Below are 16845 nucleotides of genomic sequence, written 5' to 3'. Positions count from 1 at the left end.
CGGACGCCGGGGGCCCGTGGGGACTCGCGCGCGGCGGGTCAGCCGTCGTACGGCTCAGCCTTGAGGATCTTCACCGACGCCTTCCTGCCGTTCGGCAGCTCGTACTCCGCGTCCTCGCCGACCTTGTGGCCCATCACGCCGGTGCCCAGCGGGGACTGCGGCGAGTAGGTCTCGATCTCGGAGCTCGCGTACTCGCGGGAGGCGAGCAGGAAGGTCAGCGTGTCGTCCTCGTCACCGTCGAAGGCGATCGTCACGATCATGCCCGGCGCCACCGAGCCGTCGGCCGCCGGGGGCGTGCCCACCTTGGCGTTCTCGAGGAGCTGGGTGAGCTGGCGCACACGGAGCTCCTGCTTGCCCTGCTCCTCCTTGGCCGCGTGGTACCCGCCGTTCTCACGCAGGTCGCCCTCCTCACGCGCGGCGGCGATCTTGGCGGCGATCTCCGTGCGCGCGGGACCAGTAAGGTACGCAAGCTCTTCCTTGAGCTTGTTGTACGCCTCCTGGGTCAGCCAGGTGACGTTCTCGCTGGTCTGGGTCACAGGTGCTCCTCGTAGTTACTGGGAATACAAAGCAACGCCCTCCCAGAAGGATGGTCCTCCGGGGACGGGCGAAACCACGAGCCTAACAATTGAGTGCCCGTAGGGGGAGGACATAAGCCGCTGTACCCGCGTCAGCGCAGGTCAGCGGCCCGGTATTCCCCGTCGCGTCACTCGGCGTGACAGCCGAGGAGCTCCGCGCTGGTGCCGGGGGAGGTGGTGCGCAGCGTGACCACCTCGTCGATGCGGGTGGCGTCGCCGTCGAAGCGGAAGTCGGCGCGGCCGACCTCGGCGCCGTCCGCGGACTGGGAGCGCACGGTGCAGTAGCCGACGACGCCGGCGTCCTTGTGCACCTCCAGGTGCACCTTCACCGCGTCCTCGCCGGTCTCGAAGCGGATCAGCTCGGCGCTGATCTCGTTCTGCGCGACGTGGTGGTAGCCGAACCAGCCGATCATGGCGGCGAACAGGACGGCGAGCACCCCGCCGACGACCTTGAGGGTGCGGTCGGCGCGCTGGTCCGAGGAGCGGCCGTAACGGCCCTCGGGGGTCCGCGTGCCCGACGTACTCATGATCGTCTCCTCGGCAGGAAGGAACCGGCGTCCCCGGACCGTCCCGGGAGCGGCGCTCCGGAATTTTTCGCCCCCCGGTTCCGTCACTATAGAAGCCTGCGACTGCGCCGCCGCACACAGGGCGCCCAACGACTTGAGGATTGAGTCTTGACTGACCAGCTGCGACTGATGGCCGTGCACGCCCACCCCGACGACGAGTCGAGCAAGGGCGCGGCCACCATGGCGAAGTACGTGTCCGAGGGAGTGGACGTGCTGGTGGTGACCTGCACGGGCGGGGAGCGCGGCTCCATCCTCAACCCCAAGCTCCAGGGGGACCCGTACATCGAGGAGCACATCCACGAGGTGCGCAGGAAGGAGATGGACGAGGCGCGCGAGATCCTCGGCGTGAAGCAGGAGTGGCTGGGCTTCGTCGACTCGGGGCTGCCCGAGGGCGACCCGCTGCCGCCGCTGCCGGAGGGCTGCTTCGCCCTGGAGGACGTCGACAAGGCGGCGGGCGAGCTGGTGCGCAAGATCCGCTCCTTCCGGCCCCAGGTGATCACCACCTACGACGAGAACGGCGGCTACCCGCACCCCGACCACATCATGACCCACAAGATCACGATGGTGGCGTTCGAGGGCGCGGCGGACACCGAGAAGTACCCGGAGGACGAGTTCGGCCCGGCGTACCAGCCGCTGAAGGTGTACTACAACCAGGGCTTCAACCGGCCCCGCACCGAGGCGCTGCACCAGGCGATGCTGGAGCGCGGGCTCGAGTCGCCCTACGGCGACTGGCTGAAGCGGTGGGACGAGTTCGAGCGCAAGGAGCGCACGCTCACCACGCACGTGCCGTGCGCCGACTTCTTCGAGATCCGCGACAAGGCGCTGATCGCGCACCGCACGCAGATCGACCCCGACGGGGGCTGGTTCCGGGTGCCGCTCGATCTCCAGAAGGAGGTCTGGCCGACGGAGGAGTACGAGCTCGCGAAGTCGCTCGTGGACACCTCCCTCCCCGAGGACGACCTCTTCGCGGGCATCCGGGACAATGGCTGACATGAGCGCAAGCGCAAGCCTGGCAATGACCCACCTGGTTCCCCTCGCCCAGGAATTCGACGAGGACAAGGTCACCCCCGGCGTCCTCGGCTTCATCGTCTTCGCGGTGATGGCCGTGGCGGTCTGGGGGCTGATGAAGTCGATGAACCGGCACATGGGCCGCGTGAACTTCGCGGAGGCGGACGAGACCGCCGCGGACGGCGCCGTCCCCGACGGCGGCAACTCCACCACGGCCTGACACCGGGCCCGCAGCCCCGCGGCACCCGGCACGCCCGCCGGGTGCCGCATGCCGTGCGGGCGCGGCCGGCCTCGGTTGCCGCGCGGGCCGGCGGCGCACCGCATGCCGCACGCCTGCGGCCGGCCCCGGTCGCCGGGCACCGCGTGCCCGGCGCCCGCCCCGGCGAGGGCGGCGCGCGCCGACGGAGCTGCTGAGCGGCTCCGGGCCGAGCCTCGGCGTCCGGGCCCGCGCCGCTCGCCCCCCTCCGGCGGCGATCGCGTCCCTACGAGTGTGCTGCGGCCGGGGCCCGGCGCGAGGGTGCGACGACCGTCGACCGCGCCGTCACGCTCCCTTCACGCGCTGGGGCGCCCGGGGGCGCGTGACGGGCCGCGGCGCCGCCCGTCCCGCGCCGGACGGGCGGAGTGCGCGAGGATGGAGACATGGCGAACCGACTTGCGCAGGCCACGTCCCCCTACCTCCTCCAGCACGCCGACAACCCCGTCGACTGGTGGACCTGGTCCGAGGAGGCCTTCGCGGAGGCGCGGCGGCGCGACGTGCCGGTGCTGCTGAGCGTCGGCTACTCCAGCTGCCACTGGTGCCACGTCATGGCCTACGAGTCCTTCGAGGACCGGGCCACCGCCGACGAGATGAACGCGCACTTCGTCAGCATCAAGGTCGACCGCGAGGAGCGGCCGGACGTCGACGCCGTGTACATGGAGGCGGTGCAGGCGGCGACCGGGCACGGCGGCTGGCCGATGACGGTGTTCCTCACCCCCGACGCCGAGCCGTTCTACTTCGGCACCTACTTCCCGCCGGAACCGCGGCACGGCATGCCGTCGTTCCGGCAGGTGCTGGAGGGCGTCCGGCAGGCCTGGGAGGAACGGCGGGACGAGGTCGGCGAGGTCGCCGGGAAGATCACGCGGGACCTGGCTGGCCGGGAGCTGTCCGTGGGCGATGACCAGGTGCCCGGCGAGCAGGAGCTGGCGCAGGCGCTGCTCGGCCTGACCCGCGAGTACGACCCGCAGCGCGGCGGCTTCGGCGGGGCGCCGAAGTTCCCGCCGTCCATGGTGATCGAGTTCCTGCTGCGGCACCACGCCCGCACCGGCGCGGAGGGCGCGCTGCAGATGGCGGCGGACACCTGCGAGCGGATGGCGCGCGGCGGCATCTACGACCAGCTCGGCGGCGGCTTCGCCCGCTACTCCGTGGACCGCGACTGGGTGGTCCCGCACTTCGAGAAGATGCTCTACGACAACGCCCTGCTCTGCCGGGTCTACGCCCGCCTGTGGCGGAGCACCGGCTCGGAGCTGGCGCGCCGCGTCGCGCTGGAGACGGCCGACTTCATGGTCCGCGAGCTGCGCACACCGGAGGGCGGGTTCGCGTCCGCGCTGGACGCCGACAGCGACGACGGCACCGGACGGCACGTGGAGGGCGCCTACTACGTGTGGACGCCGGCGCAGCTGCGCGAGGTGCTCGGTGACGCGGACGCGGAGCTGGCCGCCCGGTACTTCGGGGTGACCGAGGAGGGCACCTTCGAGGAGGGCGCCTCGGTGCTCCAGCTCCCGCAGCGCGACGAGGTGTTCGACGCGTCCCGCGTCGACGGCATCCGGGAACGGCTGCTCGCGGCGCGCGACCGGCGGCCCGCGCCCGGACGGGACGACAAGGCGGTCGCCGCCTGGAACGGCCTGGCGATCGCCGCGCTCGCCGAGACCGGCGCGTACTTCGGCCGGCCGGACCTGGTCGAGGCCGCGGTGGCCGCCGGTGACCTGCTGGTGCGGGTGCACCTGGACGAACACGCCCGCATCGCCCGGACCAGCAAGGACGGCCAGGCGGGCGGCAACGCGGGCGTGCTGGAGGACTATGCCGACGTCGCCGAGGGCTTCCTGGCGCTGGCGTCGGTGACCGGCGAGGGCGTGTGGCTGGACTTCGCGGGCCTGCTCGTCGACCACATCCTGACCCGCTTCCGGGACGCCGGGTCGGGCGCGCTGTACGACACGGCGTCGGACGCGGAGCGGCTGATCCGGCGCCCGCAGGACCCGACGGACAACGCGACCCCGTCCGGCTGGACCGCCGCCGCGGGCGCGCTGCTCGGCTACGCCGCGCACACCGGTTCCGAGCCGCACCGCACGGCCGCCGAGCGGGCCCTGGGCGTGGTGAAGGCGCTCGGCCCGCGCGTGCCGCGGTTCATCGGCTGGGGTCTGGCGGTCGCCGAGGCCGTGCTGGACGGGCCGCGCGAGGTCGCGGTGGTCGGGCGGGGTCCGGACGACCCGGCGACCGCGGAGCTGCACCGCACGGCCCTGCTGGGCACCGCGCCCGGCGCGGTGGTGGCCGTGGGCACGGAAGGCGGCGACGAGTTCCCGCTGCTCGCGGACCGCCCCCTCGTCGACGGCGCCCCGGCCGCCTACGTCTGCCGCGACTTCACCTGCGACGCCCCGACCACCGACCCGGACCGGCTGCGGACGGCGCTCGGCGGGCGGGCGTGAGAGCCGTCGTACGGCGTCGTCAGCCGCGCTCCGCCCGCGACGCCACCGCGCGCTCCACGATCGCCTCCAGCTGTTCGTGGTGCGCGCCCTTCCAGTAGGCGCGCCCGCAGTCGGAGCACTGGGCGAACACGTCGTACGTGCGGTGGGTGCCCTCCTCGAGCTGGTCGGCGACGTCCTCCTTGCCGGCCGCGCGCAGCAGCCCGTTGCAGGCGGTGCAGCGGGTCCAGGGCCGCAGCTCGGGGTCGAAGCGGTCGAGGACGTACGCCAGCTGCTCCTCGGGGCGGGTGCTGTAGACGAAGGCGCCCGCCCACAGTTCGCGGCGGCGCAGCAGGCCCCGGTCACGGCTGAGCATGACCCGCTGCTCGGCGGCCGAGCGGGCGGCCAGCGCGGGGTCGCCGATGTCGGTCGACTCGTACGCGGTGTCCACGCCCAGCAGCCGCAGCCGGCGGGCGAGGGTGCCGAGGTGGACGTCGAGCAGGAAGCGCAGGGGGGCGCCGGGCACCCGCTGCGGGTGGGCGTGGGGGCGGACGGTCACCGACTCGCCGGCGGCCGGGACGTGTCCGGCGGGCACCTCGCGGCCGTCCACCAGCAGCGTGCCGACCTCGGTCAGCGGGACGCCGAGGGACTCGACGACGTGGCCGAGGCTGGAGACGCCGTCGGTGGGCGTCCGGAGGGTGCCTGTGGGGCGTGCCCGGGGGACGAAGAGGAGCAGCTCGGGGGCGAACTCGACGTGGATCTCGGGACCGTTCACCCGGTCAGGATGGCATGTCCGGGGCGTGGCGCCTCAGGAGGCCGCGGCGGGCAGGCCGTGCTCGATCACGTCGACGGCCCGGTCGGCGAGGCCGGTGGGTCCGCCGCGGTCGTCGCGGCGGCATCCCGTCCGGGTACGCCGTGTCGGCGGAGCGGGCGAGGGCGGGGGCGAGGGCGAGGACGGGCCGCTCGGCGACGGCTGTGCGCCGCTCGGCGACTCCCGGCCGCGTCGGCGGCGGGCCGGCGTCGTGCCGGTGGTGCCGGGCGTCGTGCCCGGTGGTGCCGGCCGGGCCGCGTCCACCGCACGTTCAGCGGCCGGAGCGCGTCCGGGCAGGAGAAAAGGCCGCGGCCTCGGTGCTGCGGCCTTGTGTGCGAGGGCGGAGCGCTCCCCGGGGGCGCCCCTACGCGTGCTGGTAGGCCACCAGCGAGATCCCCACGTAGTGGGCGATGAAGGCGGCCAGGGTGAGGGAGTGGAACACCTCGTGGAAGCCGAACCAGCGGGGCGAGGGGTTGGGCTTCTTGAGGCCGTAGACGATGCCGCCGATGCTGTAGAGCACGCCGCCCACGATGACCAGGACGAGCACGGCGACGCCGCCGGCGCGCATGAAGTCGGGCAGGTAGAAGACCGCGGCCCAGCCCATCGCGATGTAGCAGGGCGTGTAGAGCCAGCGCGGGGCGCCGACCCAGAAGACGCGGAAGAGGATCCCGGCGACCGCCGCGGCCCAGATGCCCCACAGCAGCCAGCGGCCCTTGGACTCGGGCAGCAGCAGGATCGTCAGCGGGGTGTAGGTGCCCGCGATGATCAGGAAGATGTTGGCGTGGTCGAGGCGGCGCAGCACGCCGTCCATGCGGGGGCTCCAGTCGCCCCGGTGGTACAGCGCGCTCACACCGAAGAGCAGGCAGGCGGTCAGGGCGTACACACCGCAGGCGAGGCGGCCCCGGGAGGAGTCGGCGAACGCGGTGAGGGCCAGTCCGGCGATCAGTGCGGCCGGGAACATGCCGAGGTGGAGCCAGCCGCGGAGCTTCGGTTTGACGGGGTGCGGCAGAGAGGTCGCCACCGGGCCCCGGCCTTCGGCCTGCGGGTCCTTGGGCGTGTCGGGGGCGAACGCAGTCATATCGGCATGGTACCTACGGGACCGTAAGTCACACCTCTGGGCGATCCGTTGGGCGTGCGAAGTGGCCATCCTCTCACGCCGGCCGACGTGCCCCGTCACGCAAAGATTCGGTTTCGTCCACTCAATGTGCGCGTAAAGCCGCACGACAACCGTGGTCAGCGTCACGTTGCTCACTTGTGCGGCCCTCTGGACAGATGGGCGCGCGCATCGGATGATCAAATGAGTGCGGTCGACACCGGATGAGCGCCAGAGTCACCACTTCCCGCATCCGGGTCGCAGCCCCCACGGGGCCTCCACAACCACAAAACCCTCATTTAGGAGCAAACGTGGCGCGCGACATCGCGGAACCCGGCGTCCCCACCACCCACCAGGGACTGATCTCCTGGGTCAACGAGATCGCAGAGCTGACACAGCCGGACGACGTGGTCTGGTGCGACGGCTCGGAAGCCGAGTACGAGCGCCTGTGCGGGGAGCTCGTCGCCAAGGGCACGTTCAGGAAGCTGGACCCGGTCAAGCGTCCGAACTCCTACTACGCGGCCTCCGACCCGACCGACGTCGCCCGGGTCGAGGACCGGACCTTCATCTGCTCCGAGAAGGAGGAGGACGCCGGCCCGACCAACCACTGGAAGGCCCCCGCCGAGATGCGGGAGATCTTCCAGGGCGAGAAGGGCGTCTTCCGCGGCTCCATGCGCGGCCGCACCATGTACGTCGTCCCCTTCTGCATGGGCCCGCTCGGCTCGCCGCTGTCCGCCCTCGGCGTGGAGATCACCGACTCCGCGTACGTCGCCGTCTCCATGCGCACCATGACCCGCATGGGGCGGGCCGTCCTCGACGAGCTCGGCGACGACGGCTTCTTCGTCAAGGCCGTGCACTCCGTCGGCGCCCCGCTGGAGCCCGGCCAGGAGGACGTCCCCTGGCCCTGCAACCGGACGAAGTACATCTCGCACTTCCCCGAGGACCGCGAGATCTGGTCCTACGGCTCCGGCTACGGCGGCAACGCCCTGCTCGGCAAGAAGTGCTACGCCCTGCGCATCGCCTCCGTCATGGCCCGCGACGAGGGCTGGCTGGCCGAGCACATGCTGATCCTGAAGCTCACCCCGCCGCGCGGCGGGTCCAAGTACGTCGCCGCCGCCTTCCCGAGCGCCTGCGGCAAGACCAACCTCGCCATGCTGGAGCCGACCGTCCCCGGCTGGACGGTCGAGACGATCGGCGACGACATCGCCTGGATGCGCTTCGGCGAGGACGGCCGCCTCTACGCCATCAACCCCGAGGCCGGCTTCTTCGGCGTCGCGCCCGGCACCGGCGAGCACACCAACGCCAACGCCATGAAGACCCTGTGGGGCAACTCCGTCTTCACCAACGTCGCCCTCACCGACGACGGCGACGTGTGGTGGGAGGGCATGACGGAGGAGCCCCCGGCCCACCTCACCGACTGGAAGGGCAACGACTGGACCCCGGAGTCGGGGACCCCGGCGGCCCACCCCAACGCCCGCTTCACGGTGCCCGCGTCCCAGTGCCCGATCATCGCGCCGGAGTGGGAGGACCCCAAGGGCGTGCCGATCTCGGCGATCCTCTTCGGCGGCCGCCGCGCCACGGCCGTACCGCTGGTGACGGAGTCCTTCGACTGGAACCACGGCGTCTTCCTCGGCGCCAACGTGGCCTCCGAGAAGACCGCCGCCGCCGAGGGCAAGGTGGGCGAGCTGCGCCGCGACCCGTTCGCCATGCTGCCGTTCTGCGGCTACAACATGGGCGACTACATGGCCCACTGGATCGACGTGGCGAAGGACAAGGACCAGTCCAGGCTGCCGAGGATCTACTACGTCAACTGGTTCCGCAAGAACGACGAGGGCGCGTTCGTCTGGCCCGGCTTCGGCGAGAACAGCCGCGTCCTGAAGTGGATCGTGGAGCGCCTGGAGGGCAAGGCGGAGGGCGTCGAGACGCCGATCGGCATCCTGCCGACGAAGGACGCCCTCGACACGGACGGCCTCGACCTCTCCGACAGCGACCTGGACTTCCTGCTCACCGTGGACAAGGAGGTGTGGCGCGAGGAGGCCGCCCTGGTCCCCGAGCACCTCGACACCTTCGGCGACCACACCCCGAAGGAGCTGTGGGACCAGCACCGGGCGCTGGTGGAGCGCCTGGGCTGACCACGCCCGCACAGACCCCGCGGCCGGCCGGTACGAGGATGCCCTGACCAGCGATCGTCACGATCCGGCCGGCCGCGGAACACACCGGCGAGACCCGCACAACGACGTGCGGGTCCTGGGGCCTGTCGTCCCCCCCCGTCCGCCCCGGCGGGAGCGGTGACGACAGGCCTTCGCCATGCCCGCGGGCGTGCTCAGTCCGCTCGGTCCTCCAGGTAGCGGGTGTGCGACTCCTGCCGGCGTGCCTCCGACTCGCGCAGGCTCGCGGCCAGCCCCTCCGCCTCCTCGCGCAGCAGACCCAGCTGCCGTTCCAGGTGCCGCTCCGGCGGCTCCTGCCCCGGAGCCGGCCGCGTCCACCGGCGGGTGCGCACATAGGCGTCGACGGCCTCCGGAACGTCCTGGCGCACGGCACGGGACAGGGTGTGCACGGCGTCCGGGTCCTGGGCGAGGATCTCGGTCACCCACCCCGGGTCCAGCAACGCCCCCAGCAGCTGGGTCAGTTCCGTGAGCCGGTCCCGGGCCGCGGGCGGCAGGTCGATGTCCGCCAGGTACTCCCGGAGCCGCTCCAGGTCGGCCCGTACCTCGTCGAGCTGGGCGGACGGGTCCGGGAAGTCCGGCACCGCGGGACGCTCCGGCGGGGCGATCAGCACGCCCGCCCCGTACAGCCCCGCCACCACGACCGGCCAGTACGGTCCCGCCGCCCCCGTGAAGGTCAGCAGCAGCCCCGCGAGCCCGCCCGCGCTCCCGGCGAGGTTCTTGCGGGACTCCAGGTACGCCAGCGCCCTACTGGTAGCCACGGATCTCCTCGAACGCACCTTCGAGCGAGCCCTGCCCGTCGAAGAGCCGGCCCCCGGTCAGCTCGGCGATGTGCTCCAGCTCCGAGCGGTCGGAGTCGCCGAACAGGATCGGGAAGACGGGGATGTCCCGCCGGTCACCGGACAGCCCCCGGTAGAAGGAGTCGAAGTCGGCGGCCCCGGCGCCCGCGGTGTTCTCGCCGTCCGTCATCAGCACGATCGAGGTGAACGTGTCCTCACCGGTGCCGAGATGGTCGTAGGCCTTCTCCAGGGAGGTGTAGATCGCCGTCCCGCCCTCCGCCCGCAGGCGCGCGGTGTCGCGTCGGATCGCGGCGAGGCCCTGCTCCGGGTCGGAAGGACTGACGGCGTGCGTGCGCACGCTCTTCACCGCCGACCCGAACGGCATCAGCGTGACCTCCTCACGGTCGCGGAAGTCGCTCGTGAGGTCGGTGAGGGCCTTCTTCAGCCGGTCGAGGCGCTCGCCCTCCATCGAGCCGGAGGTGTCGAGGACGTACACCGTCCGGGAGGGACGGCGCAGCTCGTTCTCGTACGCGTCCAGCAGGCCGTCGGCGACGGAACGGCTGCCCGGGAAGGGCAGTTCGCGGCGCCTCGCCGTGTCGAGGCCGGAGGCCGGCGGCACCGAGGCGACGACCGGGCGGCGGTGCGTGCGGTCGGTGATCAGCCGCTGGACGGCGTCCGTGCGCAGGGCCTCGGCCACGCGGCGCACGTCCTCGCGGGTGGCGGCGTCGGTGGCGGCGAGGGAGGAGAGGGGATAGTCGGCCGTGACGACACCGTCCTTCGGGCGGATCACGGTGAGGTTCTCGAACCCCTGCAGGACGGACTCGTAGTTGAGGAGCGCGTCCACGTCCCCGCGCCGCTCGTACGCGTCCGCCAGCCAGCCGGAGGAGCCCGAGGTCAGTTTCTGCCCCCGGAAGAACTCCTTCATCCGCGGCCCGGCCTTCGCCACGTCCGCGTCGGTGAGCGCGGACTGCGCGCCGGAGAGCGCCGAGGCCACCGAGACCAGCGTGGAGAAACCGGAGTTGGAGCGGGCCGGGTCGGTCATGCCGTAGGTGAGCCGCCCGTCGCGCACGGCCCGCTCGACCGCGGACCAGGTGACCTCCTCCGGCTTCCAGCCCAGCTTCTCCACGGTGGCCGGCCTGACGCCGACGGCGACCGGGCTGGACATGACGGGCGTCTCCGAGACGACCTTCTCCGCCGCCTCCGGGCGCAGCCGCAGGTAGTCGTTGGAGGACAGCCACACGGCGTCGTACCTGCCGTCCGTCCTTCCCGTGGCCAGCATGTCCACGGCGTCGAGCGTGCCGGTGTAGGTCGGCCGGAGCGTCACCCCGGTGTCCTTCTCGATCCGCTCGAACACCGGCGTCATGTCACTGAGCTCGCTGGAGGCCAGGACGCGCAGGGTGCCCGGCTCGGCGGCGTACGGGTCCGTGTCCTTCCCGGGGTCCGGGCCGGCCGTGCACGCGGTCAGCAGGGCCGCGGCGGCGACGAGCAGCGCGGTCAGGGGCCGTCGTCTCATCCGAGGCCCCCTTCCGGCGCGCCCTGCGCCCGGCTGCGCTCCAGGTACGTGCTCGCGTGCCGGAGCTCGGCGGTCAGGTTCTCCACCGTGGCCGCCATCACCTCGGTCGCCTGCGCCTTGTAGGTGTCGATGGCGTCCAGGGTGCGGTGGATCTGCTGGAACGCGGACCGCAGGGTCTCCGCCCCGACCGCGGGGTCGGCGGCGATGCGCTGGATCTCCCCGCTCTGCGTCGCCAGCATCTCCGCGTTGCCCCGGATCAGGTCCTCCGTGGTGCCGCGCAGGGCGTTGACCTGCTGGACCACCTTCTTCTGGTGGTCCAGCGCGGAGGCCAGCATCACGGAGATCCGCAGCGCCGACACCGTCGTGGTGGCCGCCCGGTCCACCCCCTTGACCAGCTCGTCGTTGTTGCGGCGTACGACGTCCATGGCGAGGTAGCCCTGGGCGCACACCGCCAGCTGGGTGAGCAGGTCCTGGTGCTTCTGCCGGACGGGGAAGAGCACGTCGGCGCGGAGCGAGTCGGCCTGCGCCGGGTCGGTGGCCTCCACGCCGGTGATGTGCTGCTCGACGGCCGTGTCCAGGGCCTCGGTGAGGACGACGTACTCCTGGAGCTTGCCCATGGTCTCCCACAGGCGGACCCGTTCGGTCTGCAACGCGGCGTTGTCACGGCGCAGTTCGTCCTGACCGCCGCGCAGGGAGGCGACGACGGCGTTCAGCGTGCCCTGTGCGGAGGCGTACGTGGCGAGGTGGTCGCGGAGCCTGTTGCCGCCGGGGAGCCGGGAGAGGAACGCGCGGCCCCTGCGGGCCGGCAGGTCCCGCGGGTCCAGGTCCTCGACCACGCGCCGCAGTTCGACGAGGGAGCCCGCCACCTTGGACTGCGCGTCGGCGCCCTTGCCGGGCAGGCTGCGGACCGCGCGCTCCAGCATGCGGTTGGACTGCGCGGTCGCGGTGCGCATCTCACCGGCGCCCAGCGCGGTGATCTCGCCGACCTTCCCGGCGAACTCGGGCGAGCGGGCGTCCAGCGCCGCCAGGCCCTCGACGTACGCGGCGGCCTTGGCGGCCATGTCGGCGCGGACGCCGTCGTCGACGGGCACGAGACCGCCGGCCCGCTCCCGCGGCACGGGCCGGACGGCCTCGGGCGGCGTGAAGATGAAACCGCCGTCGGTGCTGCTGCTCATGGTGTTGCTGTTCCCCTTCATCCGCGCGCCCGTCGCGCCAGTTCGCGCAGCACCGCGGAGGTGGGCACGGGCGCCTGGCGGACGCCGGTCAGTCGCTGCTTGAGGTAGGCGGTGCGGCCCACGGCGGCGGCCGCGAACTCGGCCACGTCGCCCTGCGGGCGGAAGCCGTGCCGGACGGCCAGCTTGCGCAACGCCGGGTCGTTGCCGAGGAGGTCGGCCAGCCTGCGGCCGTTCTCGGTGAGCGGCACGACGGTGTGGTCGCTGTTGACCGTGGTGTCCGGGTAGAGGACGACGAGGTCGTCCGCGTTCTGCTGCTCGTCGAGGAGCGCGGTCACCTGGGACTCGTAGACGAGCACGAGCGGGTTGCCGGCACCGCTGACGAAGTCCCGGAACGCCGCGTCCGTGCCGGACTGCTGGGCGCCCTGGACGCTGACCAGGGTGCGCATCAGGGGAGCGGTGCGCTCCAGGTCGGCGTCGCTCGCGACCACCTTGCCGCCGTTGGCGACGTAGGAGGCGGCGGCCAGGTACAGGGCGCCGGAGTTGGAGCTCTCCGGGTCGGTGCTGGAGATGAAGAGGGTGCCGGTCAGCTCCCCGTACTCCTCCGCCCCGTCGAGCTGCTGCCAGGTGCGGTCGCGTTCGGCCGCCTTGAGGTAGGCATCCATCCTCAGCGTGCCCGGGTGCTCCTCGTCGAGCTCGGCCAGCCCGTTCGCGGCCAGCACCTCGGCGGCCCCGCGACGGGACACCACGACGAGCGGTGAGTAGAACGGACGCGGAAGCATCCCGCGGACCCCGTACTTCTCGGCCAGTTCGGCGGCGGGCGCGCGGCTGGACGGGAAGGCGAGGTCGTACCCCTCGAGGTCCAGCCCTTCCATGGCCCAGGACCCGGAGGTCTCGGCCTCGACGGTGTAGCCCTGGGCGGCGAGGGCCTCCACCACGTCCGGATCGGCGAAGAACTCCGCCTTCTCCGATCCGATCACCATGCGCACGGTCTTCGTTGCCGTGCCCGTTTCCCCGCTGTCCCTGCCCGCGACGACGGCGGCCGCCACGCCACCGATGAGCAGCACCGCGAGGAAGATTCCCGTAATCCGTCTCACGTCCGGAGCATCCCGCCGGAATCCAACGTTCCCGGGCGGCTCCGGTGAACGGGCGGTGTCCGAGCGATACTGGTACGCAACGGGAACCAGTCACTCCGCACCGGTGCGCCCGTGGCGGACCCTCAGATCACGCGGAACAGGCCGGCGGCGCCGTGGACGTCCGTCAGACCGTCGACGGTGCGGAGGCTGTCGCACAGGGATTCCAGGACCGACCCGGCCCCGGCGGCCTCCGGGGTGGCGAGGTGCGCGCACTCTGGACCGGGACGTGGTGTGGCGCCCGGTCCGCGCGTCGCTGCGGGTTGCGCGCGGACCGGGGCCGTACAGGGGAGCCCGTGAGGACTCAGTGGGCGGAGGACGCGAGGGGGCGCGGCTTCAGGGCCGCGGTGTGCGCGTCCATCCGCTCGGCGGCCAGGATCGCCACCGCCGTGTCCGCACGGGACGCGGCGACGACCAGGGCGCGTCCGGCGAGCGCGTGCGCCCTCCGGTGCAGGGCCGCCGGGTCCGGCTCGCGGCTGTGCGTGGCCGCCGTCGTACGGGCCGGCGTACGTCCTCCCCGCAGGCGGGTGATCTCCTGGGTGAGCCGCTCGGCCGCGGTGTCCAGATCGGCCGAGGGCGCCGCCGCGCGCAGTTCGTCGGTGACGGCGAGCAGGGCGGCGAGATGGCCCGCGAGCTGGATGTCCAGCTCTTCCTCGCGGGACCTGTGGGGGAAGTCGTGAGGGCCGGCCATCGTGCTGTGGACCGACTTGGAGCGGATCGGTTCGTACATGGATGGCCTCCTGGGTGCTGACAGGAAGACATCCTAGCTTAGATTCTGTCTAAAGTTGAGTCGCGTTCGAAAGTGATCAGTCCCAGGTGCGGTGCGCAGGCCGCCCCGGCGCGCGTGGCCGGCTGCACCGGCGTGGTGCCGTCCCTCAGTGCTGGCTGTAACCGTCGAGGAAGCGGGCGATGCGGCCGACCGCGTCCCGCAGGTCGGTGACCGACGGCAGGGTGACCACCCGGAAGTGGTCCGGGTCCGGCCAGTTGAAGCCGGTGCCCTGCACGACCATGATCTTCTCGCGGCGCAGCAGGTCCAGCACCATCCGCCGGTCGTCCTCGATCTTGAAGACCTCGGGGTCCAGGCGCGGGAAGAGGTACAGCGCGCCCTTGGGCTTCACGCAGCTCACGCCCGGGATCTGGGTCAGCAGTTCGTAGGCCGCGTCCCGCTGCTCGCGCAGCCGGCCGCCCGGCAGCACCAGGTCGTTGATCGTCTGGCGGCCGCTGAGCGCCGCGACCACCCCGTGCTGGCCCGGCATGTTCGCGCACAGGCGCATGTTGGCCAGGACGGTCAGACCCTCGATGTAGGAGTCGGCGTGGGCGCGCGGGCCGGAGATCGACATCCAGCCCACCCGGTAGCCGGCCACCCGGTACGCCTTCGACATGCCGTTGAAGGTGAGGGTGAGGAGGTCGGGGGCGACGGACGCGGTCGGCACGTGCTGCGCGTCGTCGTAGAGGATCTTGTCGTAGATCTCGTCCGAGCAGACCAGCAGGTTGTGGCGGCGGGCGATGTCGGTCAGGCCCCTGAGCACCGCCTCGTCGTAGACCGCGCCGGTCGGGTTGTTCGGGTTGATGATCACGATCGCCTTGGTGCGGTCGGTGACCTTGCGCTCCACGTCGGCGAGGTCCGGCATCCAGTCGGACTGCTCGTCGCAGCGGTAGTGCACCGCCGTGCCACCGGACAGGGAGACCGCGGCCGTCCACAGGGGGTAGTCGGGCGCGGGGACGAGGACCTCGTCGCCGTCGTCGAGCAGGCCCTGCATCGCCATCACGATCAGCTCGGACACGCCGTTGCCGATGAAGACGTGCTCGACGTCGGTCTCGATGCCGAGCGTCTGGTTGTGCATGACGACCGCCCGGCGCGCGGCCAGCAGGCCCTTGGCGTCGCCGTAGCCGTGTGCCGTCGACACGTTGCGGAGGATGTCCTCCAGGATCTCGGGCGGGCACTCGAAGCCGAACGCCGCCGGGTTGCCCGTGTTCAGCTTGAGGATGCGGTGACCGGCCGCTTCCAGCCGCATCGCCTCCTCGAGCACCGGGCCCCGGATCTCGTAACAGACGTTGGCGAGCTTGGTCGACTGGATCACCTGCATGCTGGGAGCTTACGGCCCGGTATGGCCCCTCGGGCCGTGTTTTCCACCACGTGGGACGCGCCGGTTCGGGTGTTTTCGTCCTCGGTGTGACGGTCGCGGGCGCGCGTCTCCCTCATCCCCGCGCCGGGCCTCCCCGCGCCCGGCCCCTCCTTCCGCGGGTTCAGGGGCGGCCCCGCGGGTCGTCCCGCGTCCGGACGCCGGGGGTGCGTGCCGCCCGGCCACCGCCGGGACACGCGCCCTTGTCCGCCCGGCGCCCCCACGCTGACAATGCGCATGACAATCCTGTGGGCGGCCGGAGCGATCCGGCCGCCCGACGCCGCATTGAGGGGACCCCCCATGAGAAAACCTCTCGTCGTCGCGCTCTGCGCCCTGGCACTCGCCGGGGCGGGCGCGACCCCCGCGGTCGCCGCCGCGCCTTCCCCCACGGGCGCGGACACGGCCACGGGCACGGCCCCGGCCACGTCGTCGACGGATGTCGTCAACGACACGGTCGGGACCGTCGCGGACACCCTGTCCGGACTCACCGCGCCGAAGGCCGCCGCGGCGAACTTCGCGGGCGCCGTCTCGCTGAGCAACTGCTCCGGCTCCGTCGTCCGCATGCCGGACTCGGCCGCCGCCGACCCGGCGCTGGTGCTCACCAACGGCCACTGCCTGGAGAGCGGCTTCCCCGCGCCCGGCCAGGTCCTCACCGACCGGGCGTCCAGCCGCACCTTCGGCCTGCTGAACGCCTCCGGCACCAGGGTCGCCACCCTGCGCGCCGACCGGCTGGTCTACGCGACCATGACCGACACGGACGCCGCGATCTACCGGCTGAACACCACGTACGCGCGGATCAAGAGCTCGTACGGGATCGACCCGCTGACCCTCAGCAGCCGCCGTCCGGCCGCCGGCACCGCCATCAGCGTGGTCTCCGGCTACTGGAAGCGGATCTACCGCTGCTCCGTCGACGGCTTCGCCCACCGGCTGAAGGAGGGCGACTGGACCTGGAAGGACTCGGTCCGCTACACCTCCGCGTGCGACACCATCGGCGGGACCTCCGGTTCCCCGGTGGTCGACGACGCCACCGGACAGGTGGTCGCCGTCAACAACACCGGCAACGAGGACGGCGGCCGCTGCACGCTCAACAACCCGTGCGAGGTCGACGCGAACGGCGGCGTCACGGTCCGCCAGGGCATCAACTACGCCCAGCAGACCTACCCCTTCACCGCCTGCTTCACCACCGGCAACCGACTCGACCTGAGCGCGAGCGGCTGCACCGTGCCCAAGCCCTGACAGGCCCGGCGGGGCG

Annotated in this window: 15 protein-coding genes; 5 read left to right on the top strand and 10 right to left on the bottom strand. The window is 72.3% G+C overall.

Features of this window, described 5'->3' with window-relative positions:
• Nucleotides 1-38 precede the first annotated feature (38 nt).
• Together greA and ACIQ8B_RS07400 are read right to left on the bottom strand one after the other, a co-directional pair.
• Entirely contained in the window at nt 39-536 is a 498-nt protein-coding gene (gene greA / locus ACIQ8B_RS07405; protein WP_403545934.1) for a transcription elongation factor GreA, read from the bottom strand.
• A gap of 167 nt (nt 537-703) precedes the next feature.
• Nucleotides 704-1102, bottom strand: a complete 399-nt coding sequence (locus ACIQ8B_RS07400; protein WP_290007993.1) for a DUF4307 domain-containing protein — start codon at nt 1100-1102, stop codon at nt 704-706.
• Nucleotides 1103-1249: 147 nt separating this feature from the next.
• On the opposite strand from ACIQ8B_RS07400, the gene mca reads away from it, so the two are divergent.
• The 3 genes from mca to ACIQ8B_RS07385 all read left to right on the top strand — a co-directional run bounded on the left by mca (nt 1250) and on the right by ACIQ8B_RS07385 (nt 4828).
• Entirely contained in the window at nt 1250-2131 is an 882-nt protein-coding gene (mca, locus tag ACIQ8B_RS07395; protein ID WP_290007995.1) for a mycothiol conjugate amidase Mca, read from the top strand.
• Nucleotides 2124-2369 carry a hypothetical protein gene (locus tag ACIQ8B_RS07390; protein ID WP_403545932.1) on the top strand — a complete coding sequence of 82 codons (246 nt, stop codon included), beginning with the start codon at nt 2124-2126 and terminating at the stop codon, nt 2367-2369. The genes mca and ACIQ8B_RS07390 overlap by 8 nt, the downstream gene beginning before the upstream one ends.
• 419 nt (nt 2370-2788) lie before the next feature.
• Complete coding sequence (locus tag ACIQ8B_RS07385; protein ID WP_403545930.1) at nt 2789-4828, top strand: thioredoxin domain-containing protein; 2040 nt, start codon at nt 2789-2791, stop codon at nt 4826-4828.
• A 19-nt stretch (nt 4829-4847) separates the two neighbouring features.
• Here ACIQ8B_RS07385 and ACIQ8B_RS07380 read toward each other — a convergent pair whose 3' ends face one another.
• Together ACIQ8B_RS07380 and ACIQ8B_RS07375 are read right to left on the bottom strand one after the other, a co-directional pair.
• A complete protein-coding gene (locus ACIQ8B_RS07380) occupies nt 4848-5579 on the bottom strand; it encodes a Mut7-C RNAse domain-containing protein (protein WP_290007999.1) in 732 nt (243 codons plus the stop codon).
• Nucleotides 5580-5979: 400 nt separating this feature from the next.
• Nucleotides 5980-6693, bottom strand: coding sequence for a hemolysin III family protein (locus tag ACIQ8B_RS07375; RefSeq protein WP_403545927.1), 714 nt, complete (start codon nt 6691-6693; stop codon nt 5980-5982).
• Nucleotides 6694-7019: 326 nt separating this feature from the next.
• On the opposite strand from ACIQ8B_RS07375, the gene ACIQ8B_RS07370 reads away from it, so the two are divergent.
• A complete protein-coding gene (locus ACIQ8B_RS07370) occupies nt 7020-8840 on the top strand; it encodes a phosphoenolpyruvate carboxykinase (GTP) (protein ID WP_403545925.1) in 1821 nt (606 codons plus the stop codon).
• Between the two features lie 191 nt (nt 8841-9031).
• Here ACIQ8B_RS07370 and ACIQ8B_RS07365 read toward each other — a convergent pair whose 3' ends face one another.
• The 6 genes from ACIQ8B_RS07365 to ACIQ8B_RS07340 form a co-directional block, all read right to left on the bottom strand.
• Nucleotides 9032-9634, bottom strand: coding sequence for a hypothetical protein (locus ACIQ8B_RS07365; protein WP_403545923.1), 603 nt, complete (start codon nt 9632-9634; stop codon nt 9032-9034).
• Nucleotides 9621-11165 carry a substrate-binding domain-containing protein gene (locus ACIQ8B_RS07360; RefSeq protein WP_403545921.1) on the bottom strand — a complete coding sequence of 515 codons (1545 nt, stop codon included), beginning with the start codon at nt 11163-11165 and terminating at the stop codon, nt 9621-9623. Before ACIQ8B_RS07360 ends, ACIQ8B_RS07365 begins: the two co-directional genes overlap by 14 nt.
• Nucleotides 11162-12340, bottom strand: coding sequence for a toxic anion resistance protein (locus tag ACIQ8B_RS07355; RefSeq protein ID WP_403545919.1), 1179 nt, complete (start codon nt 12338-12340; stop codon nt 11162-11164). The genes ACIQ8B_RS07360 and ACIQ8B_RS07355 overlap by 4 nt, the downstream gene beginning before the upstream one ends.
• 17 nt (nt 12341-12357) lie before the next feature.
• On the bottom strand, nt 12358-13434 hold the full coding sequence (locus ACIQ8B_RS07350) for a hypothetical protein (RefSeq protein ID WP_403545917.1): 1077 nt from the start codon (nt 13432-13434) through the stop codon (nt 12358-12360).
• Between the two features lie 340 nt (nt 13435-13774).
• Nucleotides 13775-14200 (bottom strand): hypothetical protein, encoded by a 426-nt coding sequence (locus ACIQ8B_RS07345; RefSeq protein ID WP_290008013.1) that lies wholly within the window; start codon nt 14198-14200, stop codon nt 13775-13777.
• A 145-nt stretch (nt 14201-14345) separates the two neighbouring features.
• Nucleotides 14346-15557: a pyridoxal phosphate-dependent aminotransferase gene (locus tag ACIQ8B_RS07340; RefSeq protein WP_290008015.1), complete on the bottom strand. Its 1212-nt coding sequence runs from the start codon at nt 15555-15557 to the stop codon at nt 14346-14348.
• A gap of 336 nt (nt 15558-15893) precedes the next feature.
• Between ACIQ8B_RS07340 and ACIQ8B_RS07335 the strand changes: the two genes are divergently transcribed.
• Nucleotides 15894-16829 carry a serine protease gene (locus ACIQ8B_RS07335; protein ID WP_403545914.1) on the top strand — a complete coding sequence of 312 codons (936 nt, stop codon included), beginning with the start codon at nt 15894-15896 and terminating at the stop codon, nt 16827-16829.
• Nucleotides 16830-16845 lie beyond the last annotated feature (16 nt).

Source organism: Streptomyces sp. NPDC096105, from assembly GCF_044763335.1.
Lineage (GTDB): Bacteria > Actinomycetota > Actinomycetes > Streptomycetales > Streptomycetaceae > Streptomyces.
The sequence above is the reverse complement of the archived record's forward strand: the minus strand, read 5'-3'. Positions and strand labels throughout refer to the sequence as shown.